At 60.1% G+C, this 21,910-nt stretch carries 18 protein-coding genes; 8 read left to right on the top strand and 10 right to left on the bottom strand.

What is annotated here, in order from left to right; translation table 11 throughout:
- The 4 genes from BLL42_RS26905 to BLL42_RS26890 all read right to left on the bottom strand — a co-directional run bounded on the left by BLL42_RS26905 (position 1) and on the right by BLL42_RS26890 (position 3,507).
- Entirely contained in the window at positions 1-717 is a 717-nt protein-coding gene (locus tag BLL42_RS26905; RefSeq protein ID WP_071555591.1) for a response regulator, read from the bottom strand.
- Positions 718-809: 92 nt separating this feature from the next.
- Complete coding sequence (locus tag BLL42_RS26900) at positions 810-1,457, bottom strand: TetR family transcriptional regulator C-terminal domain-containing protein (RefSeq protein ID WP_071555590.1); 648 nt, start codon at positions 1,455-1,457, stop codon at positions 810-812.
- A gap of 125 nt (positions 1,458-1,582) precedes the next feature.
- A complete protein-coding gene (locus BLL42_RS26895) occupies positions 1,583-2,383 on the bottom strand; it encodes a class II aldolase/adducin family protein (RefSeq protein WP_071555589.1) in 801 nt (266 codons plus the stop codon).
- A gap of 74 nt (positions 2,384-2,457) precedes the next feature.
- Entirely contained in the window at positions 2,458-3,507 is a 1,050-nt protein-coding gene (locus BLL42_RS26890) for an ABC transporter substrate-binding protein (protein ID WP_071555588.1), read from the bottom strand.
- Positions 3,508-3,960: 453 nt separating this feature from the next.
- Between BLL42_RS26890 and BLL42_RS26885 the strand changes: the two genes are divergently transcribed.
- Positions 3,961-5,922 carry an oxidoreductase gene (locus BLL42_RS26885; RefSeq protein WP_071555587.1) on the top strand — a complete coding sequence of 654 codons (1,962 nt, stop codon included), beginning with the start codon at positions 3,961-3,963 and terminating at the stop codon, positions 5,920-5,922.
- Between the two features lie 157 nt (positions 5,923-6,079).
- The gene (locus tag BLL42_RS26880; RefSeq protein WP_071555586.1) at positions 6,080-6,676 is read left to right on the top strand and encodes a cupin domain-containing protein; all 597 of its coding nucleotides are present in this window, start codon (positions 6,080-6,082) and stop codon (positions 6,674-6,676) included.
- 139 nt (positions 6,677-6,815) lie between these two features.
- Here BLL42_RS26880 and BLL42_RS26875 read toward each other — a convergent pair whose 3' ends face one another.
- The gene (locus BLL42_RS26875; RefSeq protein WP_071555585.1) at positions 6,816-7,748 is read right to left on the bottom strand and encodes a helix-turn-helix domain-containing protein; all 933 of its coding nucleotides are present in this window, start codon (positions 7,746-7,748) and stop codon (positions 6,816-6,818) included.
- Between the two features lie 173 nt (positions 7,749-7,921).
- Here BLL42_RS26875 and BLL42_RS26870 point away from each other — a divergent pair, with 173 nt between their 5' ends.
- The 5 genes from BLL42_RS26870 to BLL42_RS26850 all read left to right on the top strand — a co-directional run bounded on the left by BLL42_RS26870 (position 7,922) and on the right by BLL42_RS26850 (position 13,206).
- A complete protein-coding gene (locus BLL42_RS26870; protein WP_071555584.1) occupies positions 7,922-9,280 on the top strand; it encodes a glutamine synthetase family protein in 1,359 nt (452 codons plus the stop codon).
- A gap of 87 nt (positions 9,281-9,367) precedes the next feature.
- On the top strand, positions 9,368-10,456 hold the full coding sequence (locus BLL42_RS26865) for a polyamine ABC transporter substrate-binding protein (protein WP_071555583.1): 1,089 nt from the start codon (positions 9,368-9,370) through the stop codon (positions 10,454-10,456).
- Entirely contained in the window at positions 10,453-11,766 is a 1,314-nt protein-coding gene (locus tag BLL42_RS26860; protein ID WP_071555582.1) for an NAD(P)/FAD-dependent oxidoreductase, read from the top strand. Before BLL42_RS26865 ends, BLL42_RS26860 begins: the two co-directional genes overlap by 4 nt.
- A 36-nt stretch (positions 11,767-11,802) precedes the next feature.
- Positions 11,803-12,300 carry a GNAT family N-acetyltransferase gene (locus tag BLL42_RS26855; protein ID WP_071555581.1) on the top strand — a complete coding sequence of 166 codons (498 nt, stop codon included), beginning with the start codon at positions 11,803-11,805 and terminating at the stop codon, positions 12,298-12,300.
- Positions 12,301-12,408: 108 nt separating this feature from the next.
- Positions 12,409-13,206: a DJ-1/PfpI family protein gene (locus BLL42_RS26850; RefSeq protein WP_071555580.1), complete on the top strand. Its 798-nt coding sequence runs from the start codon at positions 12,409-12,411 to the stop codon at positions 13,204-13,206.
- A gap of 15 nt (positions 13,207-13,221) precedes the next feature.
- On the opposite strand, the gene BLL42_RS26845 is transcribed toward BLL42_RS26850, so the two are convergent.
- Entirely contained in the window at positions 13,222-15,486 is a 2,265-nt protein-coding gene (locus BLL42_RS26845) for an ATP-dependent DNA helicase (RefSeq protein ID WP_071555867.1), read from the bottom strand.
- Positions 15,483-17,135, bottom strand: a complete 1,653-nt coding sequence (locus tag BLL42_RS26840; protein WP_071555579.1) for a VRR-NUC domain-containing protein — start codon at positions 17,133-17,135, stop codon at positions 15,483-15,485. The genes BLL42_RS26845 and BLL42_RS26840 overlap by 4 nt, the downstream gene beginning before the upstream one ends.
- Positions 17,136-17,454: 319 nt before the next feature.
- Here BLL42_RS26840 and BLL42_RS26835 point away from each other — a divergent pair, with 319 nt between their 5' ends.
- The gene (locus BLL42_RS26835) at positions 17,455-17,679 is read left to right on the top strand and encodes a YgdI/YgdR family lipoprotein (RefSeq protein WP_071555578.1); all 225 of its coding nucleotides are present in this window, start codon (positions 17,455-17,457) and stop codon (positions 17,677-17,679) included.
- Between the two features lie 3 nt (positions 17,680-17,682).
- Here the strand turns inward: BLL42_RS26835 and BLL42_RS26830 are convergent, their stop codons facing one another.
- From BLL42_RS26830 to BLL42_RS26820, 3 genes are all read right to left on the bottom strand, one after another.
- Complete coding sequence (locus BLL42_RS26830) at positions 17,683-18,069, bottom strand: hypothetical protein (RefSeq protein ID WP_071555577.1); 387 nt, start codon at positions 18,067-18,069, stop codon at positions 17,683-17,685.
- Between the two features lie 183 nt (positions 18,070-18,252).
- Positions 18,253-20,106, bottom strand: coding sequence for a polyurethane esterase (locus tag BLL42_RS26825; protein WP_071555576.1), 1,854 nt, complete (start codon positions 20,104-20,106; stop codon positions 18,253-18,255).
- Positions 20,107-20,212: 106 nt separating this feature from the next.
- Positions 20,213-21,907, bottom strand: a complete 1,695-nt coding sequence (locus tag BLL42_RS26820; protein WP_071555575.1) for a polyurethane esterase — start codon at positions 21,905-21,907, stop codon at positions 20,213-20,215.
- Between the last annotated feature and the right edge of the window lie 3 nt (positions 21,908-21,910).

Raw genomic sequence — 21,910 nt, 5'->3', positions numbered from 1 at the left:
TCAGGCCGCCACACTGGCGGTGAACAGATAACCCGCGCCGTGGATGGTGATGATCAATTGCGGCTCGGCCGGATCGTCGTGCAACTTACGCCGCAAGCGCCCGACCAGCACGTCGATGGAGCGATCGTTGGGCACCCACTCGCGGTTGCGGATCTGGTCCATCAACTGGTCGCGACTCAAGGTGTGACCGCTGTTGCGCAGGAACACGCTGAGCAACTGGTACTCGCCGTGGGTCAACAAGGTTTCGCTGCCGGCGTGGTCGATCAGCCGTCGGCGGTCGGTGTCCAGCGCCCACGCAGCGAACTGCTTGACCGGCCGAGGGATCGCCGCCACCGGTTGCGGCGTCTGCGCATGACGCACCCGACGCACCAGGTTTTTCGCCCGGGACACCAGCTCTCGTGGATTGAGGGGTTTGATCACGTAGTCATCGGCGCCGCATTCAAGGCCGACGATGCGGTCGATTTCATCATTGCGGCCGGTGATCAGAATGATCCCGACTTCCGAACGGACCCGCAGCTCCCGGGTCAGGGTCAAGCCGTCCTTGCCCGGCAGGCGAATATCGAGCATTACCAGATCGACCGTCTGGCTCGCCAGAAAGGTTTCGGCCAGTTCCGCCGTGGCGGCGCAATATACGTCGTAACCTTCCTGGGACAGGTAGGCGTGCAGCAGTTCGCGAATCAGCGGATCGTCATCGACGATCAGTACCCGAGGAGACATCGCTTGGAGTCCTGCGTATGCCCGAAGGCGTGTTTCTTATTAGAGTTTTTTCCTGCACCGGCGCCTGAGAGTATCCATTGCTGAACGGGCGATCAACAGCCCGTCGTCTGCAAACAAAAACGCTGGCGTCCACCGGCCTGTAAACCGTCGACCCAGGCTTCGCAAATCTGCATGCCCTGCGCCGGGGTAAACGTGCCGGGGTTGAGGCCCGACTCTAGCCACAAGCCGTCGAGCAGGGCGCTGAGGCTGATGGCCGCGAGATCGGCGTCGAACTGTTCCCAGCCCTCCTCCTCGGCTAACTCGGTCAGGACCTTGCGCAAAATGTTGCGGTACTCGCCATAGGAATGCTCGTGCGCCTGGTTGATCGCTTCCGCCGTCTTGACCGCGCCCCAGAACGCCAGCCAGGCGTCCAGCAGTTGTGGGTCCAACAGTTCGGCGGAAAACGACCCCCGGAAGAACGCCGACAAACGCTCACGCGCATTCGGTGCAGCCTGTTCCATGGCCTCACGTAGCAGGCTCATGACCCGGCCGGTAATCGACATGTAGGCCTCGGCCACCAGTTCGTCCTTGCCCGAATAGTGATGGCTGATCAGCCCGACCGACACCCCCGCCTCGGCGGAAATCTTGCGGATCGATGCACCCTGAAAGCCGTGGCGCTTGAGGCACACCAGCGTTGCCTCGATCAGGTTGGCCTTGCGCAACTCCGGCTCCATGCGGGAAAAACGGGCTTCCTGACTCATGCGCGACACTCTCCGTGGATCAATCGTTAGGGGCCGCGGCCGGGAAGACCGCGAGCTAAACGACTGTACAGCAAGAGCGACAACAGTCTCCAGAGTCAGAGGTGAGGATTTCCCGCACAGCACGGTCAGTCGCGATAACCCGGTGCGACACGCTCAAGCAATCGCAGCAATGCGGGCCAGACCAATTGCATCCCATCCGGGTCGCTGAGCTCACCCTCATCCAGTGGTCGACCGGGGTCGTTGAACTGGCGTTCGGTGTATTCGCAAACGTCGGCCGGCGGCAATACCAGTTCGCCGCAGGCTTGCGCGGCCAGCTGAATTTCGCAGGCTTTATCCAGGTAATACATACGCAAAAAGGCCTGACTCACGGTTTCACCGACGGTCAACAAACCATGGTTACGCAGTATCAATACGGGCTTGTCGCCGAGGTCATGCACCAGGCGCTGCTGCTCGCTCAGATCCAGCGCCACGCCTTCATAGTCGTGATAGGCGACCCGGCCATAGAACTCCATGGAAATCTGGTTCACCGGCAACAGTCCGCATTTCAGTGCAGCCACCGCGCAGCCGGATCGGGTGTGGGTATGCAACACACACTGTGCGTCTGCCCGGGCACCGTGAATGGCGCTGTGAATCACGAAACCCGCTGGATTGACCGGATACGGCGACGGCTCCACGGCCCGACCATCGAGACCGATCTTCACCAGATTGGAGGCGGTGATTTCATCGAACATCAACCCATAAGGATTGATCAGGAAATGATGCTCAGGCCCCGGCAGACGCACCGAGATGTGGGTGAAGATCAGATCGGTCATGCGAAAGTGCGCGATCAATCGATAACACGCCGCCAGCTCCTCACGCAGGCGCTGTTCGGTGGCGCTGCGTTGAGGGATGGCGACTGTCGTCAGGGGCGATGCGATCTCGTTCATTGTTGTCGTTCTCCAGGCTGATCGGCTGCGCAAACAGTAAGGCTGGACGCTTTGACGCGTCCAGCCCATTGCAATTACTTACTGGCCCAGGCGTTGAAGCGCTCTTCGAGTTCTTCGCCGTGATCGACCCAGAACGCGACGTTCATCGACAGCGCACCCGCAAGATTCTGCGGTGAGGTGGGTACCCATTGCGCCAGTTTACTGTCCAGTCGCGCTGCGGCCTGGGTATTGGTCGGACCGTAAGGAATCTGCTCGACATACTTGACCTGGGCGTCCGGCTGATTGGCAAAGGCAATAAAGCGCTTGGCCTGATCGACGTGTTTGGAGCCCTTGATGATCGCCCAATAGTCCATGCCGTACAGGCTGCCCGGCCAGACCTGCCCGAGGTGACTACCGCTTTGCGCGGCAGCGGCCACCCGCCCGCTGTAGGTCGAGGTCATCACCACATCGCCTGCGGTCAGCCATTGCGCCGGTTGCGCACCGGCTTCCCACCACTGGATATGCGGTTTGAGTTCGGTGAGCTTGGCGAACGCCCGGTCCACGCCCTGCGGGGTGCTCAGCACTTTATACACGTCCTCGACTTTCACCCCGTCGGCCAGCAAGGCGAACTCCAGGTTGTACACCGCACGTTTGCGCAGCCCGCGCTTGCCGGGAATTTTTTGCACATCCCAGAAGTCGGCCCATGAGGTCGGCGCCTGCGCAAGCTTCTGGGTGTCGTAGGCAATCGCCACGCTCCACACCAGCGCAGCCGAACCGCATTCCAGCGCGGCCTCGGGGATCAACTGCTCGGCGCGGCCCAGAGTCTTCCAGTCCAGTCGTTCGTACATGCCTTCGTCGCAGCCGCGCATCAGGTCCGGGCCTTCGATCTGCACCACGTCCCAATCGACGTTGCCGGTGTCGACCATCACTTTGATCCGGGCCATTTCGCCGTTGTATTCGCTTTGGATCAGTTTGCTCTGATCCGCCTGACTGAAAGGTTGGAAAAACGCCACATCCTGGGCTTTTTGTCCGGCTCCGCCGTAACCTACCACCACCATCTCCGGTGCTGCCTGAGCGTTGCCAAGGCCGATGGCCAAGGTCAACAACAAGGGATAAAAACCGTGCTTGAGCGTGTTCGATTTCATCAGTGGTTCCTCGTGCAGGTGTCACTCAGGCAAACGCCGGCGTGACCCTTTTTTTATTGTGGTGAGGTTCGCCCCAGGAGTGCATCAGTATCTACACATCGTTCTACTCCAACTCCCGTAGCAGCTGCCGAGCCTGCGAGGCTGCGTTCGAGGACGAAGCCCTCGCAAATCCTGCATACGCGGTTTACCTGGAAGAACGCGCTGCCTGATTCAACGACTGCTTCGCAGCCGAACGCAGCCTCGCAGGCTCGGCAGCTGCTACGGGAGCCGTCCGGCACCGCATTTCAATGCTGTGTAGATACCTATGCTCAGGAGTGGGCGCCAAAACAAGCTACTGCAAGCCATAGTAAAAAAACAAGTTGATTTTTTACTTAGGGTAAATTTCTATAGGCACATAATAACAACGCCGAAACCCCGGCCTTTCGGCTTCAGCCCGCCTGGAGTACCCGTACCATGCCGACCTCGACCCCAGCCTTTGCCCATCTGTTCGAACCGTTGCAGATCCGTGGCAAACGCCTGAAAAACCGCATCATGTCCAGCGGTCACGACACCTCGATGCCCACCGACAACCTGGTCAACGAGCCACTGATCGCCTACCACAAGGCGCGCGCCGAAGGGGGTGTCGGGCTGATCGTGCTGCAAGTGGCCGGCGTGCATGACAGCGCGCGCTACACCTCGCATGTGCTGATGGCGACCGACGACGCTTGTATCGAGGGTTATCGGAAACTGGCGCAAAGCTGCCACGCCCACGGCACCGTGGTGCTCTCGCAGATCTTCCACCCGGGGCGCGAGATCATGGAGTCCAGCGATGGTCTGCTGGCGGTCGCCTATTCGCCTTCGGCAGTGCCCAACGAGCGTTTTCGGGTGATGCCGCGTGCCCTTGATCAGGCGATGATCGACGAGATCGTCGAAGGTTATGGTGCCGCTGCAAGGCGCCTGTATCAGGCCGGGATTGACGGCGTCGAAGTGGTCGCCAGCCATGGTTACCTGCCGGCGCAATTCATCAACCCACGGGTCAACCGCCGCACCGATGACTACAACGGCGACCTGCAACAGCGTCTGCGCTTTTTGCGCGAAGTGATCGCCGCCGTGCGAGCCAATACCGATGAACAGTTCATCATCGGCTTGCGTATTTCCGCCGATGAGCGCGACCCCGAAGGGCTCACCGAAGACGAGTCATTGGAGGCGGTCAAGTCACTGCAAGCACAGCTGGATTACGTGCACATCGTCGCCGGGACCTCGGCGTCATTGGGCGGCGCGGTGCATATCGTGCCGCCGATGGCGATCGAAGCGGCTTACCTGGCCAAGGAAGCCGGAACCTTCAAGGCCAGCCTGAGCATTCCGCTGTTCGTCACCGGACGCATCAACCAGCCGCAGGAAGCCGAACTGATTCTGGCGCGTGGTCAGGCCGATGTGTGCGGCATGACCCGCGCACTGATTTGCGACCCGCAAATGCCCAACAAGACCGACGCCGGGCGCGCCGAAGATGTGCGGGCCTGCATCGCCTGCAATCAGGCGTGCATCGGGCATTTCCACAAAGGTCTGCCGATTTCCTGCATCCAGCACCCGGAAACCGGTCGCGAGCTGCTGTTCGGCCAGCGGCAACCGACCACCCAGCGCAAACGCATCATGATTGCCGGCGGTGGCCCGGCCGGGATGAAAGCCGCGGCAGTGGCCGCGCAACGCGGGCATGAGGTGACCCTCTACGAGGCCAGCTCGCAACTCGGCGGGCAAGTGCTGCTGGCGCAACTGTTGCCACGGCGCAGTGAGTTCGGCGGTGCCAGCACCAACCTGCAACGCGAGATGGAACTGGCCGGCGTGCGCGTGGTGCGCAACACCCGGGTCGATCGTGCGCTGGTCGAACGCGAACGGCCTGACATGGTGATCGTTGCTACTGGTGCCGAGCCCTACTGGCCGGCGTTCGAACGCGGCGGTGAGTTGCAGGTGGTGGACGCTTGGCAGGTGCTGCGCGAGGAGGTACAGATTGGCCGTTCGGTGGTGGTGGTCGACTGGCGCTGCGACTGGATCGGCCCCGGCATTGCCGAACGTCTGGTGCGCGCCGGGCATCAGGTGCAACTGGCGGTCAACGGCACCCATTGCGGTGAAAACCTGCCGCTGTACGTGCGCGATCAACTGGCCGGCGAGTTGCATAAGCTGGGCATCCCGATCACGCCCTACGCCCGGCTTTACGGTTGCGACGACAACACCGTTTACTTGCAACACACCGCCAGCGGCGAACCGATGCTCTTCGAAAACGTCGATACGCTGGTGCTCTGTCAGGGCCATCAGCCGGTAGACACCTTGGGCTTCGAGCTGCAAGGTCTGGTGGAATTTCGGCGGATCGGCGACTGTCTGGCGCCGCGCACCGCCGAAGAAGCGATTTATGAGGGTTTGAAAGTCGCCTGGGAGCTTTGAGGCTGTTTATACTCCGGGGCTTTACACGCTAATTAACACCCCCTGTAGGAGCTGCCGCAGGCTGCGATCTTTTGATTTTCAAAAACAAGATCAAAAGATCGCAGCCTGCGGCAGCTCCTACAGGGTTCGTAGCGCAGCCCTCGGTTCGGAACTCACCATGAGCAACAACAGCACGACACAGCCCGCAACCGGCAGCGCCGAACCGCACTTTCTCGGCACACGGATTCGCGGGCTGCGCAAACGTCGGGGCATGACCCTGGCGGAACTGGCGCAAATGAGTGAGCTGACGGCAGGCTACATCAGCCAGCTCGAACGCAACCTCGCCTATCCATCAATCCCCGCGCTGTTCAACATCGCCCGCAGTCTGGGTGTGACCATCCAGTGGTTCTTCGCCAGCGAAGCCAACACCGCGCCCGAAGATCACGGTTACGTGGTACGCAAAAACAGCCGCATGAGCGTGCATTACGAAGACGGTATCGTCGACCAACTGCTGACCCCGCAACCCAACCGTCAGCTGGAAATGCTCCATTCACGCTTCCCGCCAGGCACCTATAGCCAGCACAGCTACAGCCACGAAGGCGAGGAAGCCGGCTTTCTGCTGTCGGGCAGTTTCGAGTTGTGGGTTGGGGAGCGTTATTTCCAGCTCAACGAAGGCGACAGCTTCAGTTTTTCCAGCCAGGAGCCCCACCGTTATGGCAACCCCGGCGACGTCGATGCGGTGGTGGTATGGGTGATTACCCCACCGACGTTCTAGGCTCTGTACGAAAACTCGCCGAGCGGCGATCAGGCAAGGCAAAAACAGGCGAGGAAGCGGAGTTTAGGCCCCTAAATGAGCATTCCGAGCCTGTTTTTAACGCAGCATGGTCGACGCGCAGGCAGTTTCCGTACAGAGCCTAACGATGCACGCGCCCGTTCGGCTGAGTGACGCATGCGCGCTTGAGCGTGTCACTCGGCAATTCCTTGAACAGCGCCCGGTAGCTGCTGGAAAAGCGCCCAAGGTGCCAGAACGACCAGTTCATCGCCACTTCGGCCACCGTGGTGTCCGTCACTGTGCGGCTGAGCAATTCACGGCGGGCGCTGTTGAGCCGGCGCAAGCGCAGCCACTGGGTCGGCGCCATGCCGGTGTAAGTCTTGAACGCGTGTTGCAGCTGACGCAGTGACACTTCGGCGACGTGGGAAAGCTCCAGCAAATTCAAGTTCTCTTCCGGGGTATCCGCCGCCCATTCACCGACCCGCTTCATGATCGTTCGCTCCCCTGCCCGGCGCTGCAACGCGCCTCGGTCCAGGCAAACGCAGGCGTTGTCGAGAATAAACAGACAGTCGTCCAGCAGCTGTTGGGTCAGCGCGTCCTTGCTCGGTGGGTCGAGGGTGTGCGACAGCCGGGTCAGGGTGCCGCTCAGCCAGCGACTGAACAGCGCGTTCTGCTGCGAATTGAGCGGCGCCATGAACAGACCTTCGAGCCGTTCGACGCTCAGGCCATGACGCTGAACGAACTCCGGACCGAACACCACGGCCACTTCCTGGTAGTTCTCCGGCGTAATCCAGATGTTGTGGCTTTCGCCATTCAGCACATAAAGCGCGTTGTCACTGCGATCGAAACAGAACGCCAGCGAGCCCGGTGGCGCGCTGAAATTCTGCTCGACGCGGGTGTTCATGCACTCCTCGTAAATCTCCACGCCTTGCAGGTCCAGATAGCGCACTTGGCCTGCGAAATGCCCGGGCGACATCTGCTGATAGTGCTGCACCCACCCTGGGGTCGCCCGGATCTGTTCGGCGACATCCAAGGTGTTGAAAGCCTGCACGTGCAAGGGGTTTGACGCTGTCATGGAATGACCTGTGCGCACTTTTTTGGTGCGTTCTGGTTCTGCTTAAAGTGGATAGATGGAACGAAACGCGTCGCCCAAGATAGTCGTCAACGCGCTACAGGGGAAGTCTCTTGCCGCTTGTACGAGATGCACAGACCCGCCCTGACGCTGATAAAACCAACTACGAGGTCTTTATGAATGCCCCTTTCGATCAGCTGTCCTCATGGCTGAAAGAACACAAGATTACCGAAGTCGAATGCGTGGTCAGTGACCTGACCGGTATCGCTCGTGGCAAGATAGCGCCCACCAATAAGTTCCTGCATGAGCGAGGCATGCGCCTGCCGGAAAGTGTGCTGTTGCAAACGGTAACCGGGGACTTTGTCGACGACGACATTTACTACGACCTGCTCGACCCTGCCGATATCGACATGGTTTGCCGGCCGGATTCTTCGGCGATTTACGTGGTGCCATGGGCGATCGAACCGACCGCCATCGTGATTCACGACACCTTCGACAAGCTCGGCAACCCGATCGAGCTGTCGCCGCGCAACGTCTTGAAGAAAGTTCTGAAGCTCTACGCCGACAAGGGCTGGCAGCCCATCGTTGCACCGGAAATGGAGTTCTACCTGACCCAGCGCTGTGAAGACCCGGACCTGCCGCTCAAGGCACCGCTGGGCCGTTCGGGCCGTGCCGAAAGCGGTCGTCAGTCGTTTTCCATTGATGCGGCCAACGAATTCGATCCGCTGTTCGAAGACGTCTACGACTGGTGCGAACTGCAAGGTCTGGACCTCGACACGCTGATCCACGAAGACGGCCCGGCACAGATGGAAATCAACTTCCGTCACGGCGATGCACTGGACCTGGCCGACCAGATCACCGTGTTCAAGCGCACCCTGCGCGAAGCGGCGCTCAAGCACAACGTCACCGCGACCTTCATGGCCAAGCCGATCGGTGACGAACCGGGCAGCGCCATGCACTTGCACCAGAGCGTGGTCGACATCGCCACCGGCAAGCCGATCTTCGCTGATAGCGACGGGCAGATGAGCGAACTGTTCCTGCACCACATCGGCGGTCTGCAGAAGTACATTCCGAAACTGCTGCCGATGTTTGCACCCAACGTCAACTCGTTCCGCCGCTTCCTGCCGGACACCTCGGCACCGGTCAACGTCGAATGGGGCGAAGAAAACCGCACCGTCGGGCTGCGTGTACCGACCTCTGGTCCCGAGGCCATGCGCGTGGAAAACCGCCTGCCGGGCGCCGATGCCAACCCGTACCTGGCCATCGCCGCGAGCCTGTTGTGCGGTTACCTCGGCATGATCGAACGCATCGAACCGAGCGCCCCGGTACAGGGCCGTGCCTACGAGCGACGCAACCTGCGCCTGCCGATCACCATCGAAGATGCACTGGCGCACATGGAAAACTGCCCGACCATCGAGCGCTATCTGGGGACCAAATTCGTGCGCGGCTACGTCGCGGTCAAGCGCGCCGAGCACGAAAACTTCAAACGGGTGATCAGCTCCTGGGAGCGCGAGTTCCTGTTGCTGAGTGTTTAATCTGCAACGCTGATGATCGTTCCCACGCTCTGCGCGGGGACGATCAGTACCAACACATCGAAAACAATCATTCAAAGGGGTGTCGAAATGCGTCTATTGAAATCAGTCGTTCCCGCAGCGCTTGCGCTGTTCTGCAGCCTTGGCGCGCAAGCGCAGCCAAGCGTCAGTGTGTACAACTGGACCGACTATATCGGTACGACCACCCTCGCCGACTTCCAGGCGAAAACCGGTATCAAGGTCATCTACGACGTGTTCGACTCCAATGAAACCCTGGAAGGCAAACTGCTTGCCGGGCGTACCGGGTACGACGTGGTGGTGCCTTCCAACCATTTCCTGGCCCGTCAGGTCAAAGCCGGCGCGTTCCTCAAACTGGACCGTTCGCAGCTGCCGAACTGGAAAAACCTCGACCCTAAATTGCTGACGCTGCTGGAGAAGAACGACCCGGGTAACGCGCACTCGGTGCCGTACCTGTGGGGCACCAACGGCATCGGCTACAACGTCGACAAGATCAAGCAAGTGCTGGGTGTCGATCACATCGACTCATGGGCAGTGATGTTCGAACCGGAAAACCTGAAAAAGCTCAGCCAGTGCGGCGTGTCGATGATGGACTCGGCGGATGAAGTGTTCCCGGCAATCCTCAACTACATGGGCATGGATCCACGCAGTTCGAATGTCGAAGACTACAAAAAAGCCGAAGCCAAGTTGCTGACCATCCGCCCGTACATCACCTACTTCCACTCCTCCAAGTACGTGTCGGACCTGGCCAACGGCGACATCTGCATCGCCTTCGGTTACTCGGGGGACGTGTTCCAGGCGGCGAACCGCGCCAAGGAAGCGAAGAACGGCGTGAACATCGCCTATGCGATTCCCAAGGAAGGCAGCAACCTGTGGTTCGACTTGCTGGCCGTGCCCGCAGACGCCAGCAACGCCAAACAAGCCCACGAATTCATCAACTACCTGCTGGAGCCAGAGGTCATCGCCAAGGTCAGCGCCACCGTCGGTTACGCCAACCCCAACCCTGCGGCCAAGCAGTTCATGGACACAGAGCTGGTGAACAACCCAGAGGTTTATCCCTCCCAGGCGGTGCTGGACAAGCTGTACATCTCGACCACACCGACACCGGAAATCATGCGTCTGATGACCCGTTCCTGGAGCAAAGTGAAGTCCAACAAATGAATCAGGCAACCGCTATAAACCCGTCGGCGGAACACGCCCGCTCCTATTACAACGCCTCTGCCAACGCGATGGTGCAACACCCGACGCTGACCTCTGATCTGGAAGCTGACGTCTGCGTGATCGGCGGCGGTTTTACCGGCGTCAACACCGCCATTGAACTGGCCCAACGCGGGCTCTCGGTGATTCTGCTGGAAGGCCGAAGGATCGGCTGGGGCGCCAGCGGCCGTAACGGCGGGCAGTTGATCCGTGGCATCGGGCACGACGTTTCGGGCTTTGCCCGTTACGTCGGTGATGAAGGCGTGCGCTATCTGGAGCGCGCCGGCATCGAATCGGTCGAGGTGGTGGGCAATCGCATCCGCGAGCACGGCATTGAGTGCGACCTGCGTTGGGGCTTCTGCGAACTGGCCAATACCCCCGCGCAATTTGCGGCATTTCAGACGGAGCAAGAAACCCTGAACGCCCAGGGTTATGCCCATGCAACCCGCCTCGTCAGGCCCGAAGACATGCGGCAAGTGGTGAACTCCGGTGTTTACGCAGGCGGACTGGTGGACATGGGCTCCGGCCATCTGCACCCGCTCAATCTGGTCCTCGGCGAGGCTCGGGTAGCCGAGTCGCTGGGGGTGCGGATTTTCGAGCAAAGCCCGGTGCTGGAGATCATCCATGGCAACACCGTGCAGGTTCGCTGCGCGGGCGGATCGGTGCGCGCCGGGAGTCTGGTGCTGGCCTGCAACGCGCACCTGGAGGATCTGGAACCACGGCTAAGCGGCAAGGTACTGCCGGCAGGCAGTTACATCATCGCGACCGAGCCGTTGTCAGCGCAGGCTGCCGCCGAGTTGATCCCGCAGAATCTGGCGCTGTGCGACCAGAAAGTCGGACTCGACTACTACCGGCTTTCCGCGGATCGGCGCCTGTTGTTCGGCGGCGCCTGCCACTATTCCGGGCGCGATCCGGCGGACATCGCCGCCTACATGTGCCCGAAAATGCTCAAGGTGTTCCCGCAACTGGCCAACCTGCGGATCGACTATCAATGGGGCGGCAGGATCGGTATCACCGCCAATCGCTTCCCCCAGGTCGGGCGGTTGTCGCAGTACCCGAACGTGTTTTACGCCCAAGGCTATTCCGGTCATGGTCTTAACGTCACGCACTGGACCGCCCGCCTGCTGGCCGAGGCGATTCATGCCGGACACAGCCAGGGCCTGGACGTCTTCAGCGCGGTGCCGCACATGACCTTTCCAGGCGGGCGCGCATTGCGCACACCACTCCTGGCGCTGGGCATGTTGTGGCATCGTTTGCGTGAGGTGCTAGGTTAATGGCGATAGCCATCGAATCGTCTGGAGCTGTAGGCAATGGCCACGATCGAACTGCACCGCGCACAACGGGACGAACTGGACTGCATCGAGAACCTGATGCAGTTCTATATGTACGACTTCAGCGAATGGCTGCCGCTGAAATTTGGCGCCCATGGTTTTTTCGATATTCAGCCAACACTCGACTACTGGAGAAAGCCTGCAACGCAGCCGTTCCTGATCAAGGTTGATGGGGACGTTGCCGGGTTCGTCACGGTTGACGACGATGTTCGTTTTGACGACGTGCAGTACAACATCGGTTATCTCTTCGTCAGTCGCCACTATCGTGGTCGTGGCGTCGGGAAGTGCGCGGTGTCTGCCCTGCTCAAACAGCTTCCCGGCCAGTGGCAGATTTTTCATATCGACGCCAATCAGCCGGCGCAGGCGTTCTGGGCCCACATCATCCCTGAGCTGACCCATGGCAAGTTCACTCGCCATCAGCTCCCCGTCGACGGCTACCCGTGCACACTGTTCAAGTTTCAGTTCCTTGAAGCTTAAGCCCTTGCCTGCATCGAATGAACAGGCAATGGCTGGCGAAGTCCAGCCGCTGCGTCCAGACTCAGTGCAATAGCCAATCCCCAGCGCTGACGATTCGAGGCTTTGTGCATGCTGCTTTTCCTGTTACCTCAGGCTGACTACGACCCCACTGAAAGCAGTGTGCCCTGGCAGGCGTTGCACGACGCCGGGATCGAGGTGCGCTTTGCAACGCCAAAAGGTTTGCCGGCTTATGCCGACGCGCGCCTCGTGGAGATCGGTTTCGGGCCTTTGAATTCGCTGCTGATGACCCGCAAAGAGGATCTTCAACATTACGCGGCCATGACCGCCGACGAGCGTTTCAAGTCGCCCATGGCCTACGCCGAGGTCGATCCCAAGCAGTTCGAGGGGCTGGTGATCCCGGGCGGCCATGCCAAGGGCATGCGCAGTTTGCTGGAGTCCGAACACGCCCGGCGGATCGTCCGGCACTTCTTTGATGCGCAAAAACCGGTGGCGGCGGTCTGTCACGGCGTATTGCTACTGGCCCGCACGCTGGATGCCGACAACGTTCTTTCGGTATTGCACGGACGCAAGGTGACCGCGTTGCTGGCCAACACCATGGAGCTGCCAGCCTGGTGGGTCACCGCGCCGTGGCTCGGCCGCTACTACCGCACGTACCCGCAAACCGTGCAGGCCGAAGTCACCGCGGCGTTGGCCAGCGCCCATGACTTCTTGTCGGGGCCGCGATTCGCGCAACGTGATTCAACAGAAAACCCGCAACGCGGGTTTATCGTCCGCGACGGAAACTTGCTGACCGCACGCTGGCCGGGCGACTGCCACCGTTTTGCGGCAGAGCTGGTCAGCATGGTGCGTCAGGCACACGGTGTTCAGCCCCCGCGCCGGGCCGACTGGACAGTCGGCATGCATTGACGGCTGCGGGGCGTCTCAAACGCGCCCGCTGACCGACCACCAACGCGGCAGCAACTGCTGGACCTTGGTTTCGCCAAAGCGGTCATCGATCAGCATCACGACGCCTTGATCCTGCTGGGTACGAATCACCCGTCCGGCGGCTTGCACCACCTTCTGTACGCCGGGAAACAGGTAGGTGTAGTCATAACCTGCGCCGAAGATCGCTGCCATGCGCTGTTTCAGTTGCTCGTTGACCGGGTTCAGTTGCGCCAGCCCTAACGTCGCGATGAACGCTCCGATCAACCGTGAGCCCGGCAAGTCGATGCCTTCACCAAACGCTCCGCCCAGTACCGCAAAGCCGATGCCCTGACTGGTGGCCGTGAACTGCTCAAGAAAGGCCTGACGCCGGGCTTCGTCCATGCCGCGTGACTGTGACCACAGATTGATCTGCGGCCAGCGCTCGGCGAACAACTGCGCCACTTGTTGCAGATAATCAAAGCTGCTGAAAAACGCCAGGTAATTGCCGGGACGCTCCATGAACTGACGGGCCATCAGCTCGACAATCGGCGCAAGCGAAGCCTGCCGGTGCACGAACCGGGTGGATATCTGGCTGACGATGTGCACCTTGAGCTGTTCGGCGTTGAACGGCGACTCGACGTCGATCCACACCGTGCTCGCCGGCAGCCCGAGCAAGTCGGTGTAGTAACGCTGCGGGCTCAAGGTCGCGGAAAACATCACGCTGCTGCGCGCCGCCGTCAGACGCGGGCGGATGAAACCGGCCGGCACTACGTTGCGCAGGCATAGCTGCGAAAGGCTGCGCGTGTTGCCGAGATCGCGCTTGCTGATGTCGAACAGGAAATGTTCATCGAACAGTTCGGCGACCCGAGCAAATTGCAGCGCATCGAAATAGAAACTCTGCAACGCAGCCTCCAACCCTTGCGGATGATCGTTGAGGTAATCGCCGATCGCCGTCGTGCAGAGCGACAGCGCCTGCAACAATTTGTCCGGAGCCTTGGGGTAGGCCTGATAAGGGCTGACCTGTGCCTTGTGCAGCGCGTTCCATTCACGGCTGACCCGCTGCAAACTCTTTTTCAGCACCTCGGGAGCGCTTTTGCGCAGCGTATTCAGCATGAATTGATCGAGGCTCGCGCTGTACATCTGCCGACCGCGCTCCACCAGGTTGTGGGCCTCATCCACCAGCACGGCGACCTTCCACTGGTTGGCCTGGGCCAAACCGAATAGCAACGCGCTGAAGTCAAAATAGTAGTTGTAGTCGGCAACCACCACGTCAGCCCAGCGAGCCATTTCCTGGCTCAGGTAATACGGACAGACCTGATGCTCCAGGGCAATCTGCCGCAGCGTTGCCTGATTAAGCAGCGTCATCTGGCTCGCCGCCTCACGGGCCGCCGGCAAACGATCGTAAAAGCCTTTGGCCAACGGACAGGATTCGCCATGGCAGGCTTTGTCCGGGTGCTCGCAGGCTTTGTCGCGAGCAATCATCTCAAGCACTCGCAACGGTAAACCGTTGCTGCTGTCGACGATCACCCGGGCCGCATCCAGCGCCAATTGGCGTCCGGGCGTCTTGGCGGTGAGAAAGAACACCTTGTCCAGTTGCTGCGGCGCCAATGCCTTGAGCATCGGGAACAGCGTACCGACCGTCTTGCCGATGCCGGTCGGTGCCTGGGCCATCAGGCAACGGCCAGTGCTGACGGCTTTGAACACCGATTCGGCGAGGTGACGTTGCCCCGGACGGAAGTCCAGATGCGGGAAGCGCAATACCTGAGCAGCCTGATTGCGCGCTTCACGGTGGGCCATTTCCTGCTCGGCCCAGTGCAGAAACAGCCCGCACTGCTGGGTGAAGAAACGCTCCAGCTCAAGCGCGCTCCAGGTTTCGACCAGGCTGATTTCCTTTTCGCTGACGATATCGAAATACACCAGCGCCAGACTGATCTCGGCCAACTGCAATTTCTGGCACATCAACCCGCCGTAGATTTTCGCCTGCGCCCAATGCAACTGTCGGTGGTTGGCCGGCATCCGCTCCAGCTCGCCACGGTAGGTTTTGATTTCCTCAAGACGATTCTGGCCGGGGTCATAACCATCCGCCCTGCCCCTGACCTTCAACTGCCGATACTCACCTTCGAGGACCACTTCGTTTTGATAAGTCTCGCTGCGCCGCGAAGCGACGGTGCGATGACCCATGATGCCTTCCAGGGCTGTCGGCGACGGGGTGAAGCGCAGGTCGAGATCCCCGACCTTGGCAGTAAACTCACACAACGCGCGCACCGCAACGCTGTAGCTCACGCCGCAGGCTCCGCCCATTGCACGTAGCAGACCGCGACGGGCATCTGGTGTTCGTGGCAGAACTCCAGCCACCGCAGTTGGTTGTCTTGGAGGCGATCGCCCGGGCCTTTGACCTCGATCATCCGATAGGTCTTGTGTTGCGGCCAGAACTGGATCAAGTCCGGCATCCCGGCGCGATTGGCCTTGATGTCCAGCAACAGGCGATTGAACCAGCGCTTGAGGTGTTCGGCCGGCAGACAGTCCAGCGCCTGCTCAAGCAGCGCCTCGGTCAGCACGCCCCAAAACACAAAAGGCGACTGCACACCCGACTTGGCGCGAAAGCGCTGGCGGATGGTCTGCGCATAACGCCCATCGTCCAGCTCTGCCAGGCACGCTTGGAACAGATCGGCACGCCGGGAATGAAAGTCTTCGCTGAGCAGGTCCACCGGCCCGCGCTGGAACGGGTGAAAAAATGCTCCCGGCAGCGGTGCAAAGATTGCCGGCCAGCAGAGCAAACCGAACAACGAGTTGACCAGGCTGTTCTCGACGTAGTGCACCGGCGCCGAAGGCTCATCCAGATGCGCCTGAACGTAGAATTCGACCGACAGCGCCGGGTCGATTCGCGACAGGCTCAGGTCCAGACGTTCAACTTCGCGCGCCTTGACCCGTGGCGTCGGCGGCCCGCCGAGTTTGCGCCGCAAACGGGGCAGCACCCGCAACAGTTGTTGCTGCTCGGCGGCGCTCTCCGGTGCGTGTTCGGCGTGGGTCGCCAACTCCAGCGCCAATTGAAACTCGGCGCAACGTTCCAGCACCCGGATCAAGCGCAACCTGGCGCCGGGGTACGCACATTCGCGATAGATCGTCAGTGCTGCCGACCAGTCGGCAACCCGCTCGCAATGCTGCCCGATCTGAAACAGCAGCTTGGCGCGCCGCCGCTCCAGCCAGGGGTTGACGGTTTGCAGTGCCTGGATCTGTTCGACGACTTGCGCCAGCGCCTCCCCGGCTTCAAAACGCAGCTGACAATCGTGCAAATAGAGAAACGCCTCGACGTCTTCACGGCTGCGCAAGCCTCGGGACTCGGCGCAAAACTCGACTTTCTCGTAGGTAAAAATCCCGAGATCCGCCAGGACGAACTCCGACCAGTCCTGATACAGGTTGCCGAAGAACATCAGCCGCAGCCGATCGCACAGGCCCATGATGGTCAGGCTCAACAACCGGTCATCCAGCGTCGGGCACCAGCTCTTGAAGGCCTGCGGTTGGCTGAACTGTTCGCTCAGTGCGGCCAGCCACTCGGACTTTTTCGCTTTGGGTTGTTCGATAGCCGCGCTGAAGCACTGCAGGATTTCCGGTTTGAGCAGTACTTCAAACAGTTGCTCGATCGACAGTGGCGCCTGTTCGTTTACCCAGCCAAGGTTCAGCAAGGGTTCTGCCGCGCGGGCGGTTTCGCCTATTTCGGCGTAATGCAACTTGCCGAGGCGAAAATGCTCGCCCTTGCGCATGACCATTCTGACCAGCAGTGCCTGAGACGCGCGCGGCAACTGGCCAAAATCAACGATGAATTGCTGCTCCTCCACGCTAAGCACATCGGCATAGCGCTGCTCAAGCCAGGCGAGCACGTGTTGAAAGTTGTTCAGGTAATAGAACGGATCTTCGAGCGGATTGACTGTCACAAATAGAAAGCGCCATGGCGAGCGGATACTGGTTATGCGTACAGATATCAGCTGAGACGGGGGCTGGCAAACGGAAAATGATCAGCGGCGGTTCTGCCAGGATCGCAGCCTTCGGCAGCTCCTACGCCGAATCCACCCGCAACTCCGTAGGAGCTGCCGCAGGCTGCGATCTTTTGGGGACAACCAACGCTTAACTAACCGGTTTTTCCCGCCATGAACCGAACTTTCCCGGGATGAGTGACACCAAGAACGGTCAGTATCGAAATGACGCACCTGTGTGTCGAAACGATCCAGAGCGTTCTGAAAGAGAGGTTTGTCTATGAATATCCGCACTCTGAGCGTGCCCCTGGCCATCGTGGGCTTGCTGGCATTAGGCGGTTGCGCGTCTCCAACGGTGGTGACGTTGCAGAACGGCACCCAATATTTGACCAAGGACATGCCGAAAACCAAGGGCACGGAAGGTTTCGTTGAGTTCGAGGACATTTCCGGAGCCAAAATCAAGGTCAAGGCGGACGACGTCGCCACCATCCGCCAAGAAAAATGATCCTTAAGGCATCTGCAATCCAGGGTCTTGCCCCGGAATACTGTTATCGCAGGAAATGACCTGCCCGCCACGTCGCAACATTTGCCCTCTGATGGTTTGGCAGCGCTCGTATTCCCGGGCATTCGCGTTGTCGATGCTGATGTTTCCGGTCACTGGCGGCTGCTTGCCGTCACCCAGGCTTAACTTCACCCAGGGTTGTTCCGGCTGAATCTGAAAATGGCTTTTCTCGGGTTCAGGCTCGGTCTGTTCGACCTGTGCGGGTGTGGGCAGTTGATCGGCAGTTACGCCATATCGGTTCAAAATCGAGCCATGAGGCAACTCCTCGGCCATCGCGCGCGCCGATAAAATCATCAGCGCTACTGCGACGGCCTGCCTCTTGCTGTTACTCACTGTGTTCACTCTCCTGTTTCGGTTCACCGCGCCTGACGTCTGTGTCGCGCGAAGGTCGTGCCATCTGGAAACGTATGGCGTGGCCGATGGTTTAATGCCGTTGCAGAAAAAACTCTGCTTTACGCCTGGCTCGCCGGAACAAAGCCCGGCACGAACCAACGTTCGCGCCGGGCTTTTTTAACCTCAGGCGATCACCACGCCTGAACTGGCCAGATGATCGAGCCCAACCCCGACCAGCGTCACCGAGTCATGACCGAAGCTCAGCACGGTATCGGCGCCTACGGCTTTGGCGTGATCGCGTACGTCGTAGCTTTGCCCCACGCCTTCGACCCCGAGGAAGACCAGCTTGTCGCTGGTCTGGTAACCGAGGATCCGGTCGTTGCCGAAGTGGCCGCTGAACAGGAAGGTATTGCTCCCCCCGCCCGACTCCATCAGATCATCACCGGCACCGCCCACCAGCACGTTATTGCCTTTACCGCCGATCAAATGGTCGTTGCCGTCCAGGCCAAACAACCACTCGCCACTCGCATCGGCCTTGAGGACATTGTCGCCCGCACCACCTTTGAGCGATGCCGCATATTGAGTCAGGTGGTTCCCTGCGAGCAGGCCTTTATCGGTGACGCTGTGGGTCACGTCATCCTTGAGTAAACCCCAGAGGAATCCCGGTTCTTTACTGATGATGCTGCCAATGTCACGGGTGATACTGATCCCGCCGTTGGCATCGCGAACATACAGGGTGCCAGCGCCGTCGTTGGCAAAATCGAAGTTCTTCACCGACTGCTGCACGTCCAGCGTGTTGCTGCCCTTGCCGCCCAGGATGATGTTGTAACCGCCCGCATCCCTGAAGGTGTCGTTGCCATCTCCACCCTCCAGGTAGTCGTTGCCTTTGCCGCCCTGGATCAGATCGTCACCGTTACTGCCAATGATAAAGGTGCTGCCCTTGTGGGCTTCGGCGTTGCGATTGAGGTCCTGAACCCAGGTGTTACTGCGCGCCGGGTCCGACAGATTGGCGACGATGATCGTCGAATCCTTGCTGGTCAGGTCGTAGAACTTCGACTCCAGCACCCGGGTCATGCCATCGCCGTAACCGGTGGGCAGGTGGGAAATCCAGGTCGGGACGTTGAGGATCGAAAACGGCAGCAGGTTCCAGGCAGCCGAGGCGTAATGGTCGTTGAAGCTGACGATGTTGTTGGTTGCCGAGTCCTGAGGGGCATCGTGTACGCCCACCGATGCCAGGTTGAACGTTGAGCCGTCCAGCGCGCGGAATACCGGATCGTTTTCGTAACCGATGTTGAGCACTTTGTCGGTGCTGCTTTGGGTCGGTGACGCGTAGGCGATGTAGTTGGCATCCTTGTAGAAACCGTTCCAGTGATCGCCGCTCAGATCCGCCAGGCTATTGACCGCCAGCCCGCCAAGGCTGTGGCCGCTGACCAGTACGTCCTTGCCGCTCAGGCCATTGGCTGTGGCAAACGCGGCGACATTTTTGAGCAATGAACCAAAGGCTTCACCGGTGTAATGCTTGGCGTAGTCCTTGGGGCCTAACGCCGCCATCAGGTCGTTGATCACATCGCCGATGGAATCCGAAATCTGAATTTCACGCGGGCCGCTGGTGCCGCGAAAGGCAACGCCGATTTCCGTGAGATGCCCCTGAGCGTCGTACTTGCCGAGGATCTCGACTTGGGCCGTGGTGTAACCGGCTTTTTCGCCGAAGTAGGTTCCCCGCGCATCGACCTTGCCACCATAGCCTAACTGGCTGGCAGTGATCGGTGTCCAGCCGGCCTTTTGCACCGCGTCCAGCGCGGCTTTTTCCGAGTCGGGGTTCCAGGGAACACCGGGAATCACCCCTTGCGAATCAGTGCCACCGATCAGCGCAGTGACCAGCGTCGCCGGCAGTCCAAGGCCGAAACCATTGTGCTGATAGCCCGTGGCAAAGCCATTGTCGAGGTTGTGATAGGAGTACAGCGTGATCGCCAGCGCATCGGAAAACAGCGCTTTTGATTCGGCTGAGTTGTGGTTTTTGTAGTCATAAACACCCATGGTATTGCCTCTCTCTTTGATGAAATTGTCAGAGATAGCTCACGCAGCTGGAACGCCCCGAAGCGCGGGGCGTTCCAGTTAGTGCAATGCCTTCTTGTACTGCGGTTTAAACAAATACGATCCCCGCGCCAGACAGGTTGTCCAGGCCGACACCGACCAGCGTCACCGCGTAGTCGCCGACCTTGAGCAGCGTGTCGTTACCCGATTGCGAAACATGCTGGCTGTAGTCATAGCCCAGCCCCGCGCCTTGAACGCCCATGAACACCAGCTTGTCGCTGCCCTGATAACCGTTGATGGCGTCGAAGCCGAACGCGCCGCTGAACAGGAAGGTGTTGTGGCCGCCGGAGGCATACAGGACGTCATTGCCCTCGCCGCCGACGAACGTCACCTGGCTCTTGTCGCTGCGCAGCACGTCGTTGCCCGACAACCCGAACAGCCAGTCACCGTCAGCGGTGGCCACCAGCGAATTGCCGTAGGCATCGCCATTAAGCGAGTGGTTGTAGTGAGTCAGCTCGGTGCCGGCCAACAAGCCTTTGGCGGTGACGTTATAGGTAACGTCCTTGTTGAGCAGACCCCACATCGCCCCCGACTCCTTGCTGACCAGCGCGCCGATGTCGCGGGTCATGCTGATGCCGCCGTAGCTGTCGCGCACATACAGCGTGCCGTCACCGTCGTTGGCAAAGGTGAAGTTCTTCAACGGCTGTTGCAGGTCGAACACATTCTGCCCTTTGCCGCCGAGCAGGATGTTGTAGCCGCCGGCATCCCTGAAGGTGTCATTGCCGTCGCGACCTTCCAGGAAGTCGTTGCCCTTGCCACCCCGCAGCAAATCGTTGCTGTCGGTGCCGATGATGAAGGTGCTGCCAGTGTGCGTTTCACCGCTGCGATCCAGGTCTTCGATCCAGGTGCTGGCACGCAACGACTCCGACAAGGTCGAGACGAGGATCGTCGAGTCCTTGCTGGTGAGGTCGTAGAAGCTTGAACCGATCACCCGGTTCAGGCCGTCGGCATAACCGAGGGAGCTGTGGGCCGCCCAGTGTTGCGGGTTAGCAATGCTGAACGGGGTCATCTGGGTGGATACGTAGTGGTCGTTGACGTTGACGATGTTGTTGGTCGCCGACTCTTGGGGTTTATCGTGCTTGTACAGCGATGAACGGGTGAAGGTCGTGCCGTCGAGCACACGAAACACCGGGTCGTTTTCGTAACCGATGTTCAGCACGTGAGTGCTCGCCGAACTTTGCGTCGGCGAGGCGAAGGTCATGTAGTTGGCGTCCTTGAAGTAACCGCCCCAGTGGTCGGCACTCAATTCGGCCACGCTGTTGGCGCCCAGACCGCCCAGACTGTGGCCCGTGATCAGCACGTCCTTGGCGTACAGGCCCTGGCTGCTGGCGAACGCCGCAACGTCCTTGAGCAAGGTGTCGAAGGCGTTTTTGGCGTAGTTCTTCGCATAATCCTTCGGGCCGATAGCGGCCAGCAGATTGTTCTTCATGTCGCCGTAGGTATCGCTGTAACCCAGGCCACCGGTCCCGCGAAAAGCGATACCGAGGGAGATCAGCTTGCCCGCAGCATCGTACTTGGCCAGCACCTCGGCTTCGGCGCTGGTAAAGCCGTCCTGCTCGCCGAAGAACGTGCCTTGGGCACCGACCTTGCCCTGATAACCCAATTGTCCGGCGGTGATCGGCGTCCAGCCGGTGGCCAATGGCTTGCCGGTCGGCGTGTAGGCGTACAGCGTCAGTGCAATCGCATCGCTGTACAACGCCTTGCTGGCCTCGCTGCCGAACGTCCTGTAATCAAAAACACCCATTTT

The organism is Pseudomonas frederiksbergensis, assembly GCF_001874645.1.
Taxonomy (GTDB): Bacteria; Pseudomonadota; Gammaproteobacteria; order Pseudomonadales; family Pseudomonadaceae; genus Aquipseudomonas; species Aquipseudomonas frederiksbergensis_B.
Note: the sequence above shows the minus strand (reverse complement) of the source record. Positions and strands in the feature narration are given on the sequence as shown.